The organism is Scandinavium goeteborgense (genome assembly GCF_003935895.2).
In the GTDB taxonomy this organism is placed as follows: Bacteria; Pseudomonadota; Gammaproteobacteria; order Enterobacterales; family Enterobacteriaceae; genus Scandinavium; species Scandinavium goeteborgense.
The window spans coordinates 2,205,807-2,220,716 of the sequence record NZ_CP054058.1; the positions used below are offsets into that span (position 1 = coordinate 2,205,807).

Annotated in this window: 15 protein-coding genes; 12 read left to right on the forward strand and 3 right to left on the reverse strand. The window is 55.8% G+C overall.

All coding sequences use genetic code 11. The features are described 5' to 3' along the window. Positions 1 to 44: 44 nt before the first annotated feature. On the reverse strand, positions 45 to 929 hold the full coding sequence (locus tag A8O29_RS11390) for a LysR substrate-binding domain-containing protein (protein WP_246316653.1): 885 nt from the start codon (positions 927 to 929) through the stop codon (positions 45 to 47). 102 nt (positions 930 to 1,031) lie between these two features. Here A8O29_RS11390 and A8O29_RS11395 point away from each other — a divergent pair, with 102 nt between their 5' ends. Both A8O29_RS11395 and A8O29_RS11400 read left to right on the forward strand, forming a co-directional pair. Further along, complete coding sequence (locus A8O29_RS11395; protein WP_125354493.1) at positions 1,032 to 1,349, forward strand: carboxymuconolactone decarboxylase family protein; 318 nt, start codon at positions 1,032 to 1,034, stop codon at positions 1,347 to 1,349. After that, on the forward strand, positions 1,340 to 1,717 hold the full coding sequence (locus A8O29_RS11400) for a tautomerase family protein (protein WP_125354494.1): 378 nt from the start codon (positions 1,340 to 1,342) through the stop codon (positions 1,715 to 1,717). Before A8O29_RS11395 ends, A8O29_RS11400 begins: the two co-directional genes overlap by 10 nt. A gap of 16 nt (positions 1,718 to 1,733) precedes the next feature. Here the strand turns inward: A8O29_RS11400 and A8O29_RS11405 are convergent, their stop codons facing one another. Next, a complete protein-coding gene (locus A8O29_RS11405) occupies positions 1,734 to 2,930 on the reverse strand; it encodes a sugar transporter (protein WP_125354495.1) in 1,197 nt (398 codons plus the stop codon). A 248-nt stretch (positions 2,931 to 3,178) separates the two neighbouring features. Here A8O29_RS11405 and A8O29_RS11410 point away from each other — a divergent pair, with 248 nt between their 5' ends. The 3 genes from A8O29_RS11410 (at position 3,179) to A8O29_RS11420 (ending at position 5,331) form a co-directional block, all read left to right on the forward strand. Next, the gene (locus A8O29_RS11410) at positions 3,179 to 3,979 is read left to right on the forward strand and encodes a PhzF family phenazine biosynthesis protein (protein WP_125354496.1); all 801 of its coding nucleotides are present in this window, start codon (positions 3,179 to 3,181) and stop codon (positions 3,977 to 3,979) included. Next, positions 3,979 to 4,767: a PhzF family phenazine biosynthesis protein gene (locus A8O29_RS11415; RefSeq protein ID WP_125354501.1), complete on the forward strand. Its 789-nt coding sequence runs from the start codon at positions 3,979 to 3,981 to the stop codon at positions 4,765 to 4,767. Before A8O29_RS11410 ends, A8O29_RS11415 begins: the two co-directional genes overlap by 1 nt. 84 nt (positions 4,768 to 4,851) lie before the next feature. Further along, positions 4,852 to 5,331 (forward strand): GNAT family N-acetyltransferase, encoded by a 480-nt coding sequence (locus A8O29_RS11420; RefSeq protein ID WP_125354497.1) that lies wholly within the window; start codon positions 4,852 to 4,854, stop codon positions 5,329 to 5,331. On the opposite strand, the gene ptrR is transcribed toward A8O29_RS11420, so the two are convergent. Then, positions 5,288 to 6,166, reverse strand: a complete 879-nt coding sequence (gene ptrR, locus A8O29_RS11425) for a putrescine utilization regulator PtrR (RefSeq protein ID WP_133461630.1) — start codon at positions 6,164 to 6,166, stop codon at positions 5,288 to 5,290. The two genes, A8O29_RS11420 and ptrR, sit on opposite strands and share 44 nt — an antisense overlap. A 103-nt stretch (positions 6,167 to 6,269) precedes the next feature. Here ptrR and sad point away from each other — a divergent pair, with 103 nt between their 5' ends. From sad to A8O29_RS11460, 7 genes are all read left to right on the forward strand, one after another. Continuing rightward, positions 6,270 to 7,658, forward strand: coding sequence for a succinate-semialdehyde dehydrogenase (gene sad / locus A8O29_RS11430; RefSeq protein ID WP_174081429.1), 1,389 nt, complete (start codon positions 6,270 to 6,272; stop codon positions 7,656 to 7,658). Positions 7,659 to 7,849: 191 nt separating this feature from the next. Then, complete coding sequence (gene glsB, locus A8O29_RS11435; RefSeq protein WP_125353517.1) at positions 7,850 to 8,776, forward strand: glutaminase B; 927 nt, start codon at positions 7,850 to 7,852, stop codon at positions 8,774 to 8,776. Positions 8,777 to 8,928: 152 nt separating this feature from the next. After that, entirely contained in the window at positions 8,929 to 10,365 is a 1,437-nt protein-coding gene (locus A8O29_RS11440) for a GGDEF domain-containing protein (protein WP_125353518.1), read from the forward strand. Positions 10,366 to 10,558: 193 nt separating this feature from the next. After that, positions 10,559 to 11,551 carry a sensor domain-containing diguanylate cyclase gene (locus A8O29_RS11445; protein ID WP_125353519.1) on the forward strand — a complete coding sequence of 331 codons (993 nt, stop codon included), beginning with the start codon at positions 10,559 to 10,561 and terminating at the stop codon, positions 11,549 to 11,551. Between the two features lie 66 nt (positions 11,552 to 11,617). Beyond that, positions 11,618 to 12,598, forward strand: a complete 981-nt coding sequence (locus A8O29_RS11450; protein ID WP_125353520.1) for a sensor domain-containing diguanylate cyclase — start codon at positions 11,618 to 11,620, stop codon at positions 12,596 to 12,598. 72 nt (positions 12,599 to 12,670) lie between these two features. Next, positions 12,671 to 13,198, forward strand: coding sequence for a GNAT family N-acetyltransferase (locus A8O29_RS11455; RefSeq protein WP_125353521.1), 528 nt, complete (start codon positions 12,671 to 12,673; stop codon positions 13,196 to 13,198). 116 nt (positions 13,199 to 13,314) lie between these two features. Further along, positions 13,315 to 14,766 carry a tagaturonate reductase gene (locus A8O29_RS11460; protein ID WP_125353522.1) on the forward strand — a complete coding sequence of 484 codons (1,452 nt, stop codon included), beginning with the start codon at positions 13,315 to 13,317 and terminating at the stop codon, positions 14,764 to 14,766. The last annotated feature ends 144 nt before the right edge of the window (positions 14,767 to 14,910 follow it).

A 14,910-nucleotide genomic window follows, 5' to 3' on the forward strand; every position in this document is an offset into this window, starting at 1 on the left:
CACTTTCGCAATCGCAAAGGGCGGCAGATTGTCGCCTTTATTATTTATCCGTTTTGTCCCGCCACCGCGTCTTTTATGAGCTCCGCAAACACCGCCTGCACCTGACTGTCTTCAGAGGATGATGCGTTTTGGGCCAGGGTTATTCCCAGATTTCCCGGAGCAGGCAGTCGCGAACCCGCCGTTAACAGGTTTTCGGGCAGGCCAAAATGCGTTCTTAGCGTCAGCCCCAGTCCTGCCTGTACGGCTGCCCAGACACCGCTGAGGCTGTGACTGACGAAAGTGATTTGCCACGGGATGCCCGCGTTGTCGAGGCATTCAATCGCCCTCGAACGCATCAAACAAGGGCTGTCGAACATCACCAGCGGCAGCGGCTTTCCGTTAGCAAGCAAGGCTTCAAGGTTTACATCCTGATGGTAAATCCATTCCAGCGGGCAGCGCGTCAGCAGTTCACCTTGTTCTGGGGAATTGGGTGGCTGCCACATTAGCGCGATGTCGAGACTGTTTTCTGCCAGCGCGGCGATCAGCGGAGCGTTCCTGTCGACGCGGGCGTGGATGCGTAACTCCGGGTGCAATCTGCTGAATTTACCAAGAATGCCCGGCATCAACGACTCCCCAAAATCTTCCTGCATTCCGATGCGGATTTCGCCTTTCAGCAGTTCGCCGCGTAGCGCACGCAGCGTTTCATCATTCAGCGCCAACAGCCGTCTGGCGTAGCCCATCAGCATTTCCCCCTGCGGCGTGGGTCGCACATGTCGGCCCTGTTTTACCACCAGATCGGCGTGACACTGTAACTCGAGTTTTTTCAACTGAGCGCTGACGGCAGAGGTTGAACGGGCGAGCTTAAGCGCGGCGTGGGCAAAGCTGCCTGATTCGATGCCGATAACAAAACTACGCAGGGCATCGAGATCTAACGTCGAAGGGATTTTCACGCCGTCACTCCTGATTTTCGGGATGATTAATGCCGAATAATTTGATTTTCAGGATGGAACTATTGCGTGAGGATAGCGTGACTGTCAACCTGGAGAAACACAATGAATCCCTCACTCGACCGCGAAAGCCTGGCCCGATATGCCCCTAAATTGGCAGCACTCAGTCAGGAGATACTGTTTGATGATATCTGGCAACGCCCTGAACTCTCTGCGCGTGATCGCAGCCTGGTCACTCTGGCGGTGCTGGCTGCGCAAGGGCGCCTCCAACAAATCCCATGGCACCTGCAGTTCGCGCGGCAGAATGGGCTGAGCGAAACAGAAATCACCGAGCTGTTCACCCACCTGGCCTTCTATGCCGGATGGCCCGCCGCCGTTAGCGCACTTGGTTGCCTGGCCGCGGAGGAAAGCGGATGCCGTTAATCCGAATCGTATGTCGCGACACCCTCAGTGAAGAAGCGTTAGCCATTATCTCGGACACACTGCATGACTGTCTGGTGCGTGAATTCGCCGTCCCAGCGCAGGATAAGTTTCAGATTTTCGAGCGGCTCCCCGCCAGTCAGCGCGTTTACGACAGGCACTATCTGAGCGGAGGGCGCAGTGATGACTTTATCCAGGTGCTGATCACCGCCGGAAAACCGCGCAGTGCAGAGCAGAAACGGCGATTTTATCAGGCGTTGAGCGCGGGGCTTGCTGAAAAGGTGGGCATCAGCCCGGAGGATGTGATGGTGACGATTCAGTTCAACCAGGCTGAAGACTGGAGCTTCAGCCGGGGCGAACAATATATCTAAGCAGGCGTTTGCCGGTTCAGGGCTGTTGAACCGGCTCTTCGAGCGTCACTGGCCAGCGGCGGAAAATAATGACTGACCAGACTAGCGCCGCCAGCGCTGGAACCGCACCGACGTAGCCGATGTTGGCCATCGAAAAATGTAGGCTGACCTGATTTCCGACCAGCGCGCCAGCGCCAATCCCGAGGTTAAAGATACCGGAAAACAGCGCCATCGCCACGTCGGTGGCATCCGGGGCAATCGCCAGCACTTTCACCTGCATTCCCAGGCCAATAATCATGATTGCCACGCCCCAGATGATGCTCAGCACGGCGAGGCTAATCTCATTTTCAGCCGCTAATACCAGCAACGCCAGGCATGCAGTCAACAGGCCGATGGCACCGCTGACCAGGGTAGAGGCGTGATGGTTGCCGAGCTTACCGAAGATAACCGAACCGATGATCCCGGCGCCGCCCAGTGCTAACAGCAACAGGGTAGCGAAGTTGGCATCAAAGCCGGCCACGTTAATCACGAACGGTTCGATGTAACTGTACGCGGTGTAATGGGCGGTCACGACAACCACGGTGAGCAGATACAGGCTCATGAGTGCCGGACGGCGGAACAGTTGCGGCAGGCTTTTCAGCGAGCCGGAATGTTCGCTTGGAATCTTTGGCAGCAGCTTAATCAGCGCAACCAGCGTGATGAGCGCGCCAAGGCCAATGATAAAGAAGGTGGTGCGCCAGCCGAAATACTGGCCGACGACGCGACCGATCGGCAAACCCAGCACCATCGCCAGGGCGGTACCGGTGGCAATCAGACTCAGGGCCTGGGCGCGTTTGCCCGCCGGGGCAAGACGAATCGCCAGAGAAGCGGTAATCGACCAGAACACGGCGTGGGCGAAGGCAATGCCAATGCGGCTAATAACCAGCACGGTAAAATTCCAGGCGAGGAACGAGAGCACATGGCTGGCAATGAACACCACAAACAGGCCGATCAGCAGCTTGCGCCGCTCCATCTGGCTGGTGAGCAGCATAAACGGCAGCGACATCAACGCCACAACCCAGGCGTAGATGGTCAGCATGATCCCCACCTGTGCCGTTTCCATCGAGAAACTGTGGGCGATATCAGACAGCAGCCCAACCGGCACAAATTCCGTCGTATTGAAGATAAAAGCGGCAATGGCCAAAGTGACCACCCGCAGCCACGCGACCTTGCGTGAAACCGTGTTTGTTGTCATGTCAGTTTTCTGGATGGATAACGGTAAGAAGAGACGCCGATCTTAAAACCATCATTGTGCAAAACACAACCGTTTTGTGACTAAGATCTCATAACAGAAGGTGATGACGCGGTGATGGTTAGCGTTACGCTCTACGTCGAATTGGACAGAAAGAAAAAAGCAGCGGCGGAATATAGAAGGAGGCTCGTAATTCGTGGGCAAAGACGCTATTAATGTTACTAAGTGGTTATAAAAAAAGGATACTGGTTATGCAGGAAACTCCGTTTTATATGGTTGATGCTTTCAGCGACCGCACGTTTGGCGGGAATGCGGCGGCGGTGTGTCCGCTTATCGAATGGCTGCCCGACGAGACGCTGCTGAAAATGGCGCAGGAGCACAACCAGTCCGAAACCGCATTCTTCGTACGCACCGATGACGGGTTTGAATTGCGTTGGTTTACCACGCAGGGCGAAATCAATCTCTGCGGGCACGCCACGCTCGCCAGCGCTCACGTTATTTTTGAATTCCTCGATTACCCGCACACAGAAATTCGTTTTTCGACGCGCTTTGTCGGTGAGCTGACGGTAACCCGCAGCGGCGACTGGCTGACGCTGAATTTCCCGGCATGGAAAACCGAGGCCGTGGAGCCTCCGGCGCTACTCCTGAGCGCGCTCGGCATTGATCACTATGAAGAGGTCCGCGTGGCGCGTGATTACCTGGTGGTGCTGAAAAATCAACAGCAGGTAGAAGGGCTGACGCCGGACATCCACGCCATGCTGCCGCTCGGCAAAATGGTTTGCGTCACGGCCCCGGGGGATGAGGTCGATTTTGTCAGCCGCTTTTTCTGTCCGGGCGAATCTGTGGCGGAAGACCCGGTTACCGGTTCGGCGCACAGCATGTTGATCCCTTACTGGGGCGACAAATTACACAAAACGCAGATGCAGGCGCGGCAGGTTTCTGCGCGTGGCGGTGAATTGCGCTGTGAATGGCAGGGCGAGCGGGTGCTTATCGGCGGCCAGGCCACGACCTACATCATCGGCAGCATTTATCTGCACGAAGGAGCGTTATGATGAAAACCCTTCCTGTCTGGCTGGTTGACGCGTTCAGCCGTCATAACTTTGGCGGGAATCCGGCGGCGGTGTGCGCGCTGGAATCCTGGCTGCCTGATGAGCAATTACAGCAAATCGCGAAACAGCATAATCAGTCGGAAACCGCCTTCTTTATTCCGGCGAAAGGCGGCTTTGAATTGCGTTGGTTTACGACGCGCAATGAGGTCAATCTGTGTGGGCACGCCACGCTGGCGACGGCGCACGTGATTTTCAATCATATGGATTACCCGGATGCGCGTATTCACTTTGATACGGCGTCCGGTCGGTTAACGGTCAGCCGCGAAGGTGAGTGGCTGACGCTGGATTTCCCCGCCGGGCAAACCGTAGAGCAAACGCCACCGGCTGAAATGCTGGCCGCGCTGGGCATTACGGATTACGTTGCCGCGCGCAAAGGGCGGGCGTGGCTGATTGAGCTGGCGAGCCGCGAACAGGTCGAGGCGGTTACTCCTAATATTTCGGCGATGATACCGGTTGAACATAAGGTGACGATTACCGCGCGCGGCACGGATGATTACGATTTTGTCAGCCGTTTCTTCTCTCCGGGAGAAGCCGTGTGGGAAGATCCGGTCACCGGTTCGGCGCACACCATGTTGATACCTTACTGGAGCGAAAAACTCGGTAAAACGAATATGCTGGCCCGTCAGGTTTCTGCGCGTGGCGGCGATGTGCGCTGTGAATTGCAGGGCAATCGCGTGTTGATGAGCGGCACGGCGGTGACGTGGATGCAGGGGAAAATCCTGCTGCGCTAAGGCCGTCAGGCGGCATAAGTTAATGCTATGAACCGGGGCGTCCGTTTCGGTTTACAGTCAGGGGAAACGCGCAAGGAGATTGATATGTATACCATTACGCCATGTTCCCCTGATCATCCCGATATCGTGGCGTTGATTGACGCCCTCGACCGCTATCAGCAGACGCTGTATCCGGCGGAAAGTAATCATCTACTGGATTTAACGCAGCTGCCGGAATCACAGCGACTGATGCTGATTATTCGTGATGCACAGCAACAACCCGTTGGCTGCGGCGCGGTAGTGTTGAACGGTGACGGCAGTGGGGAAATGAAGCGGGTGTATATCGACCCTACGCACCGTGGGCAACGGCTGGGTGAATCACTGTTAACGGCACTGGAAACTGAAGCGTTGCAGCGCGGTTGCGACACGCTGCGCCTCGAAACCGGGATTCATCAACATGCGGCGGTGAAGCTCTATGAGCGCAGCGGGTATTTCCAGCGCGAGGCGTTTGCGCCCTATTTACCGGACCCGCTGAGCATTTTTATGGAGAAACTGCTGGTTGCGGACCTTCGTCAAGCAATGTGATAAACGCTTCCAGCTGGCGGGTCATCGCCCCCCGACGCCACACCAGCCAGGTCGTCAGCCAGCGCCATTTTTCGGCCAGCGGCCAGGCATCAACCTGATGATGTCCGGGCATGCTTTCGAGCATACTGCGAGGGATCATCGCCAGACCCGCGCCTGCAATCACGCAGGCCAGCATCCCGTGATAAGACTCCATTTCGTGAATACGCCCCGGCGTGGCGCGGTCAGCATGAAACCAGCTTTCGAAATGACGACGGTATGAACAGTTGGCGCGAAACGCATAAATGCTGGTGCCGTTCACATCACTGGCGCGTTTGACCGGCGCATGGCCCTTCGGCGTAACTATCATCATCTCTTCCTGATACACCGGCACGCCTTCCAGATTCGGATGCATCACTGGCCCGTCGACGAACGCCGCGCTCAGCCGGCCTTCGGTCACGCCATCAATCATGGTGCCGGACGGACCGGTCGCTAAATCGAACTGAATTTTCGGGTAGCGCTGGTTATACAGCGCCAGCGTCGTGGGAATACGCACCGCCGCGGTACTTTCCAGTGACCCTAACGAGAACAAACCCTGCGGTTCATCGCCCGCCACCACCATCCGGGCTTCGTCGACCAGGGCCAGGATCTGCTGGCTATAACGCAGAAAACTGTGTCCGGCCGGGGACAACCGCAGGCGCTGGTTTTCACGAATGAACAGCTCCACGCCCAAATCGGCCTCCAGCTGACGAATGCGGGTGGTCAGGTTAGAGGGCACGCGATGCACCTTTTGCGCGGCCTGGGTAATGCTGCCGGTCTGGGCGACGGCGTTGAACATCTCTAGCTGAGTTAAGTCCATAACGTTCTCGTATCGTGAATGGAGTGGTTAATATTATTCATTTTCCATAAATAGCAGAGTGGTCCAGTATTAATCAACAGCCTCATCGAACAGAGAGAAGAAAATCATGACATCACCTGCAACTCACGCTATTTCCCTCAACCCGGCCACGGGCGAAACGCTATCTTCGCTGGCCTGGGCCACGGCCGATGACGTCAATCAGGCAGTCGCGCTGGCCGATGCCGGTTATCGCCAGTGGAAGAAAACCGCCGTTGCCGAGCGCGCTGATGCGCTGCGTAACGTCGGCAACGTGCTGCGTCAACACGCCGAAGAAATGGCGCAGATGATCAGCCGTGAAATCGGCAAACCAATTACTCAGGCGCGTGGCGAAGTGACGAAATCGGCGAACCTCTGCGACTGGTATGCCGAACACGGTCCGGCGATGCTTTCTACCGAAGCGACCCAGGTGGAAAACAATAAGGCGGTGATTGAGTATCGTCCGCTGGGTCCGATCATGGCGGTGATGCCGTGGAACTTCCCGCTGTGGCAGGTTCTGCGCGGTGCGGTGCCGATTCTGCTGGCGGGCAACAGCTACCTTCTGAAACATGCGCCAAACGTGATGGGTAGCGCAAAGCTGATTGGCGATATCTTCACTGAAGCGGGTATTCCGGCGGGTGTATTTGGCTGGGTGAATGCCACCAATGACGGCGTCTCGCAAATGATTAACGACTCGCGTATTGCGGCGGTAACCTTAACCGGCAGTATGCGCGCCGGGAAGGCGATTGGTGCTCAGGCCGGGGCGGCACTGAAAAAATGCGTGCTGGAGCTGGGCGGTTCCGATCCGTTTATCGTGCTCAACGATGCGGATATTGATGAAGCGGTAAAGGCGGCGGTGATCGGTCGCTACCAGAATACCGGACAGGTCTGTGCGGCGGCGAAACGCTTTATCGTGGAAGCAGGTATTGCCGATGCCTTTACCGAGAAGTTTGTCGCCGCAGCGTCCCGACTGAAAATGGGGAATCCGCAGGATGAGCAAAACTACCTTGGGCCGATGGCGCGTTACGACCTGCGCGACGAGCTGCACGACCAGGTGACGGCGACGCTGGAAGAGGGCGCCACGCTGCTGCTCGGCGGCGAGAAGATTTCCGGCAAAGGTAACTACTATGCTGCAACGGTGCTGGGCAACGTCACGCCGAGTATGACCGCGTTCCGTCAGGAAATGTTTGGTCCTGTGGCGGCAATCACCGTTGCTCGTGATGCCGACCATGCGCTGGCTCTGGCAAATGACAGCGATTTCGGCCTGTCTGCGACGGTTTATACCGCCGACGAAAAACAGGCTCAGCGCTTTGCCGATGAACTGGAATGCGGCGGCGTGTTCATTAACGGTTACAGTGCGTCTGACGCGCGCGTGGCATTTGGCGGCGTGAAGAAAAGCGGCTTTGGTCGCGAGCTGTCGCATTTCGGTCTGCATGAGTTCTGTAACGTACAAACCGTGTGGAAGGATCGCAGCTAATTTTATTGCCCGGCGGCGCGTTGCTTGCAGGGCCTACAAATCTAATTGGGTTCCGTAGGCCCGGCAAGCAACGCGCCGCCGGGCATGTACACCACACTTTTCTGTCAGGATCCTGTCATTTTCCTTCCGCGCGCAACAGCTGACGCTGGTATACTCGCAGCCCGAAATCGGCCTGTGGGCAAGGAGCAAAAGTGGCAACGGTCATCGATAACAGCATGCTGGAATCCGTTCTGGCAGAGGTAAAACCGCTGATAGGGAGAGGCAAAGTGGCGGATTACATTCCGGCACTGGCCTGTGTGGATGGCGCAAAGCTGGGGATTGCCATCAGCACCGTTGATGGCCAGCATTTCTATGCCGGCGATGCGCAGGAGCGTTTTTCTATCCAGTCGATTTCCAAAGTACTGAGTCTGGTGGTGGCAATGAATCACTACGCCGAAGAGGAAATCTGGCAGCGGGTGGGCAAAGATCCGTCCGGTCAGCCGTTTAACTCATTGCTGCAGCTGGAAATCGAGCAGGGCATTCCGCGTAATCCGTTTATCAACGCCGGGGCGCTGGTGGTATGCGACATGCTGCAAAGCCGTCTCAGCGCACCGCGTCAGCGCATGCTGGAGATAATCCGTAAGCTTTCCGGCGTCGAGGATATTGCCTACGACACGGTGGTGGCGCGCTCGGAGCTCGACCATTCCGCCCGTAATGCTGCGATTGCCTGGCTGATGAAGTCCTTTGGCAACTTCCATAATGATGTGGCGACGGTGCTACAAAACTACTTCCATTACTGCGCGCTTAAAATGAGCTGTAGCGAACTGGCGCAGACCTTCCTGTTTCTGGCGAATCAGGGGCATTCCCCGCAGCGCGACCAGACCATCATCACGCCGTTACAGGCGAGGCAGGTGAATGCGTTAATGGCGACCAGCGGGATGTATCAGAATGCCGGCGAGTTTGCCTGGCGCGTAGGGCTTCCAGCGAAATCGGGCGTCGGCGGGGGGATCGTGGCGATTGTGCCCCACGAAATGGCGATCGCCGTCTGGAGTCCGCAGCTGGATGCTGCCGGAAACTCGCTGGCGGGCACCGCGGTGCTGGAAAAACTGACTCAGCGGTTGGGGCGTTCGGTCTATTGATCCATTCACCGCGTCATATAGCAAACGGACAACAAATAACTAACACTGATAATTGTTAATACGCGAATTGTGATCAATAGTATCTGTATTACCGATCATTGCTCTGCAATTCCCGAAATAATTGCTGCCTGCGATTATATGGAAAATAATTAATGCGTTCGATTTCTGTCCCCCGATTTACCGTATTCAGTGAAGCGCACGTCCTGCGTAATGTATTTTCCCTGGTTGTCATTACCACGCTGTTTTATGCGATGGGCGCCATGCTGCGCCTTGTGCAGGAACTTTCGCTCTTCTGGCCGCTGAATGCGGTGATGGCGGCGATATTTGCCCGCTACGTCTGGCTTAACCGACTGCATTATTATGCGATTTGCTACGGCGCCATGCTGCTTTATGACGTGATGACTACCCAATGGGGATTTGCGTCGCTGATTATCAACGCCTCGAATATGGTGTTTATCGTGATGGTCGCCCAGCTGGTGATGCGCGATAAACGTCAGGCGGGGAGTGAACCCGAGCCGATTAATGCCCTGCGGTTATTCTATTATTGCCTTATTTCTGCGATTTTCTGCGCGCTGCTGGGGGCGCTGGGATCGGTCGGGATCGACAGACAATCGTTTATGCCGCTGCTGGCGGACTGGTTTAGCGAACAGTTTGCTACCGGGGTGCTGATTTTACCGTGTGTCATGACCCTGACGCTGCCCAATGAAATTACCCGGATCCGCTGGCAACAGCTGCTGCCGGTGCTGACGCTGGTGCTCTCTATGCTGGCGGCGATCGCCATTGGCGGAGCGGGGAGTCTCGCATTTCCGCTGCCTGCGCTTATCTGGTGCGCCCTCCGGTACCCGCTCTCGGTCACTTCTGCGCTGACGCTGATTACCGGTGCCAGTGAAATCATTCTGGTGGCGAATGGGATTATCAACCTGGCCGTCAGCGGGCCGTTGCAGACCGCGCAGCTTTTCTCCACGCGTCTGGGGATTGCGTCGCTGGCTATCAGTCCGGTGATTGTTTCTACCACCGTGGCGGCCATTAATAATCTTGTTCGTCAGATTTCGCTGCGTGCGGATTTCGATTTTCTGACCCGCGTCTATTCGCGTTCCGGTTTGTATGAAGCCCTTAAAAACCAGCCAGCGCAGAGCCATCAACATCTGACGGTGATGCTTCTGGATATCGATTTCTTCAAGAGCGTGAACGATAACTACGGTCATGAATGTGGCGATTATGTGCTGGCGGCGTTTGCGCGTCAGGTGCATGACGCAGTAGGTGAGCAGGGGCTGGTGGCGAGAATGGGTGGTGAGGAGTTTGTGGTCGCCGCGAAAACGCGCGATCCGCTGGACGGATACCATCTGGCCGAGAAAATTCGTCAACGTGTAGAAGCCAACGTGTTCCAGTGGCGACAGCAGCCGTTGCGAGTCACGGTGAGTATTGGCACCGGAAGCGGCACGCCCGGTAGCAACGCATTGATTGATTCCTTCAATCAATTGCTGGTGGAAGCCGACGAGTATCTTTACCGTGCCAAAAAGGCCGGACGCAACAAAACCTGCGCCAAATCTGTAGCCGAAGAGGGTGTATTCAATTCGGTTGCGTCATAGCGGTATGTGACACCGTCACCTTTGTGGCTGTTTGTTGTGCAAAAACATTCAACTATCTTTATTGATAGCTTGCGGGGCCGCATTAAAAAAAATACGATGCATGCGGCCATGCTTCGGAAAATTGCACTTAATGAACGGTTTTTACCAACAAAAAACGAATGATAAGGTTCCAGGCATACGGTTCGTTCGCCGCATGTTTTTAATGCGCATTCTCGGCACCTTTCTCTGTTTTTTCCCCATCCTGTCTGTACTCGACGAACTCGACCGTCCCCTGTGGCTGCGTGGCCTGCTGGCCGTAAATGCCTTTGCCTGGCCGGTGGTGGCGTATCTGCGCGCCCGAAGCGCGCGGGTTCCGCTGGTGGCTGAACATCAAAATCTGGTGATTGATGCCGGCGCGGGAGGATTCTGGATAGCCATTATGGCGCTCAATCCTCTGCCGTCGGTGGTGATCGCCACCATTCTGTTGGCCGATCGTCTGGCGGCGGGCGGCGTCGTGCTGATGCGTAAAGCGCTGGCAATGATGCTCTGCGTTTTCGCCGTCATCTGGCTGTGCATGGGAATGGAAGTGGAGTTCGGCGTCTCGCAGCGCACAATGCTGGCCACGCTGCCGCTGATTGCCATTTATCTGCTGGCGCTGTGCATGCTGACCGACATGCTGGCGGTGAAACTGCGGCGTAAAAGCCACGAGCTGGAGCGGATCGCAATGAAAGATCCTCTGCTGGACATCGCCAACCGCCGTCTGCTGGAAAAACGCATCGCCTGGGAGCTTAGCCGATTACAAAATTCCTGCGGCGAATCGGCGCTGGTGTTTATCGATCTCGATAATTTCAAAGACGTTAACGATCGTTACGGCCACAAAGTGGGAGATGGTATGCTGGAAACCGTCTCGCAAATTCTGCACGCCGCCACTCGCAGCACCGATACGCCCGCGCGCCTGGGCGGTGATGAGTTCGTGATTTTATTGCCGGATACTTCGCAACAGGACGCGGTGCTGATTGCGCATCGCATCCTGGAAGCGACCGCGGTCATCACCACGCTGCCCGACAGCGAGTTGTCACTGACACTCAGCATTGGCGTTGCCTGCGCAAGCCCGGAAATGGAAGACGTTGCGGCCTGGCTTAAAGTCGCGGACGACGCGTTATACGAGGCGAAACGACGCGGTAAAAACCAAATCTTCGCACACTAACTGTTCTGGGCATTGCAACGGTAAAAACCAGGCTACGCTGTTAATTATTCTGCATGAGGAATCGTGATGAAGAGTCCAGAGAATCCGAGAAATGAAGCGCAGCGTCTGACCTCGCTCCGGGAGTCGGGCATTCTTGATACTGGCGAACCGGCACGTTTCGAGCGCCTGACTCGCCTGGCCCGCAGTCTGTTTAAGGTGCCAATCGCGATGGTAAGCCTGGTCGATGAAGAATCGCTGGTGTTTAAGTCCTGTAACGGTCTGCGTTTCGCCACTCTACCGCGCGATATATCCTTTTGCGGTCACGTTATTCTGAGCGAAAAGCCGCTGGTCGTGCCCGATGCGCGGCAGGACATCCGCTTCAACGATAATCCGTTAGTGCTTGGCGAGCCGCATATCCGTTTTTACGCCGGATGCCCGCTGCGTCTGCCCGACGGCGCGCTAGTCGGTTCATTCTGTCTGCTCGACAAACAGCCACGCGAGTTCAGCCCGGAAGAGGCAGGGCTGCTGCAGGATTTAGCCTCGATTGTCGAGGATGAGTTTAAAACCCTCGCCGAAGCCACCACCGATCCGCTCACCGGATTATTTAACCGCCGTGGATTTGAGCATCTGGCGAATTTTGCCATAGCTTCCGCCCATCGCCGGGCAGAGCCGCTGACGCTCGGCTGGCTCGACCTCGATAATTTCAAACAGATTAACGATAAATACGGCCATGCCGAAGGTGATGTTGCCCTGCGCGATATGGCGCAACTCCTGATCAAAAGTTTCCGTGATACCGATTTACTGGTACGTCACGGGGGCGATGAATTTGGCATTCTGTTCTCTGATACCGACGAAAGCGGCGCGTGGATTGCGATGCAGCACCTGCTGGAAGAGGCTAACGCCTATAATCTGACATCCGGTAAACCCTGGAAGCTGGCGTTTTCCTGGGGCGTCATCGAGTTTAATCACGATGACATTACCGACCTGTCAGGCGGGCTGCGCGCGGCGGATAAACGGATGTATTGCATGAAGCGAACCCACGAAAGCAGTCGCCGTCTGAATAAGTAAAGCCTATGACCGATTTGTTGTGTTGCAAACTTGCTAAGTGGATAGTGATATCAATTTTACAGGGAGCTCAACATGACTTCGCCGCTGCGCATTTTTCCTCTTTCCCATCACGACATTCTGCAACGCCTGCCTGAACTGGTCGACATTCTGGTCGACAGCGTGAATGGTGGGGCGTCCGTCAGTTTTATGCAGCCGTTTCACCCCGACAAAGCCGGCGCGTTCTGGCAAAAAATAGCCCACAGCGTGGCGGCGGGCGAGCGGGTGGTGCTTGTCGCGGAGTTGGGTGACGGCACTCTGGTCGGGACGGTTCAGCTGATCACCGAACTGCCGGAAAACCAGCCGCATCGCGCGGAAGTGGCAAAGTTGTTAGTCCACTCTCGCGGCCGTCGTCAGGGTATCGCGCGACAGTTAATGTCTGCCCTGGAGTTGGAAGCTACCGCGCACGGGAAATCGGTTCTGGTGCTGGACACCGCAACCGGAAGCGGCGCGGAAGGCATCTATCAGCAGTGTGGCTGGCAAAAAGTCGGGGAGATCCCGCGCTATGCGCTGATGCCTGACGGTGAAATGACGGCGACGTCGGTCTATTACAAATTTGTATAAACCGCCTCAAAAGGAGCATCCGGTTTGATCAAAACAGGGTTTCCTGGTTTTAAAGTCTGATAAGTTATTAGACCAATAACGCAGGCTGTATGACCAATCAATAAGGGAAACCCATTGTGAAAACATTAAACCGCCGCGATTTTCCCGGCGCTCAGTACCCTGAACGCATCATTCAGTTCGGAGAAGGTAACTTTCTTCGGGCTTTTGTCGACTGGCAAATTGATCTCCTGAACGAACACACCGACCTCAATGCAGGCGTGGTGATTGTGCGCCCAATTGATAGCGATTTTCCGCCGTCGCTCAGCACCCAGGATGGCCTTTATACCACCATCATTCGCGGCCTGAATGAGCAGGGCGAAGCCGTCAGCGATGCGCGCCTGATTCGTTCCGTTAACCGTGAAATCAGCGCCTACGCCGATTTTCAGGAATACCTCAAGCTGGCGCACAATCCTGACATGCGCTTTGTGTTCTCGAATACCACCGAAGCGGGCATCAGCTATCACGCGGGCGACAAATTTGAAGACGCACCCGCGGTGAGTTACCCGGCGAAACTGACCCGATTGCTGTTCGAACGCTACAGCCACTTCAATGGCGCGGCGGATAAAGGCTGGGTCATTATTCCGTGCGAACTGATTGATTATAATGGCGATGCCTTGCGTGAACTGGTCCTGCGCTATGCGCAGGAATGGGCGTTACCAGCAGAGTTTGTGGCCTGGTTGAACACCGCGAATGCCTTCTGTTCCACGCTGGTTGATCGTATCGTCACCGGCTATCCGCGCGATGAAGCCGCTAATCTCGAAGCGGAACTCGGTTATAAAGACGGTTTCCTCGATACCGCAGAGCACTTCTACCTGTTCGTGATTCAGGGACCCAAAACGCTGGCCAGCGAGCTGCGTCTCGACAAACTTGCGCTTAACGTGCTGATTGTCGACGACATTAAACCGTATAAAGAACGTAAAGTGGCGATCCTGAACGGGGCACACACCGCCCTGGTGCCGGTAGCGTTTCAGGCCGGGCTGGATACCGTGGGCGAATCGATGAACGATGCTGAAATCTGTGCGTTCGTTGAGAAAGCGATTCATCAGGAAATCATTCCGGTCCTCGATTTGCCGCGCGATGAACTGGAATCCTTCGCCAGCGCAGTGACCGGGCGTTTCCGTAACCCGTACATCAAGCATCAGCTGCTGTCGATTTCGCTGAACGGGATGACCAAATTCCGTACCCGTATTCTGCCGCAGCTGCTGGCGGGGCAGGCCGCGACCGGTAAATTACCGCAACGACTGACGTTTGCCCTGGCGGCGTTGATTGCGTTTTACCGCGCAGAACGTCAAGGTGAAAGCTATCCGGTGCAGGACGATACGCACTGGCTTGATCGCTACCAGCAGCTTTGGTCGCTGCATCACGATAAGCAAATCAGCACCACGTCGTTGGTTGAGTCAGTGCTGTCGGTGAAAGATCACTGGGAGCAGGACCTGACAGAAGTGAAAGGTCTGGTTGAGCAGGTGACGCGCGACCTCGATGCCATTTTGACGAACGGGATGCGTGAAGCCGTTAAACCGCTTTGCTGATGACCTGATCTCTGACCCGGCCGATGCGCCGGGTTATTTAGAACACTAATTAGTTACAACATACATCTTTACGCCCTTAATAATACTCCCTTTAGCACCTCTGCGCTTTTTGTCTTTAAGGGAGATATGAGCCAAATGGCGTAA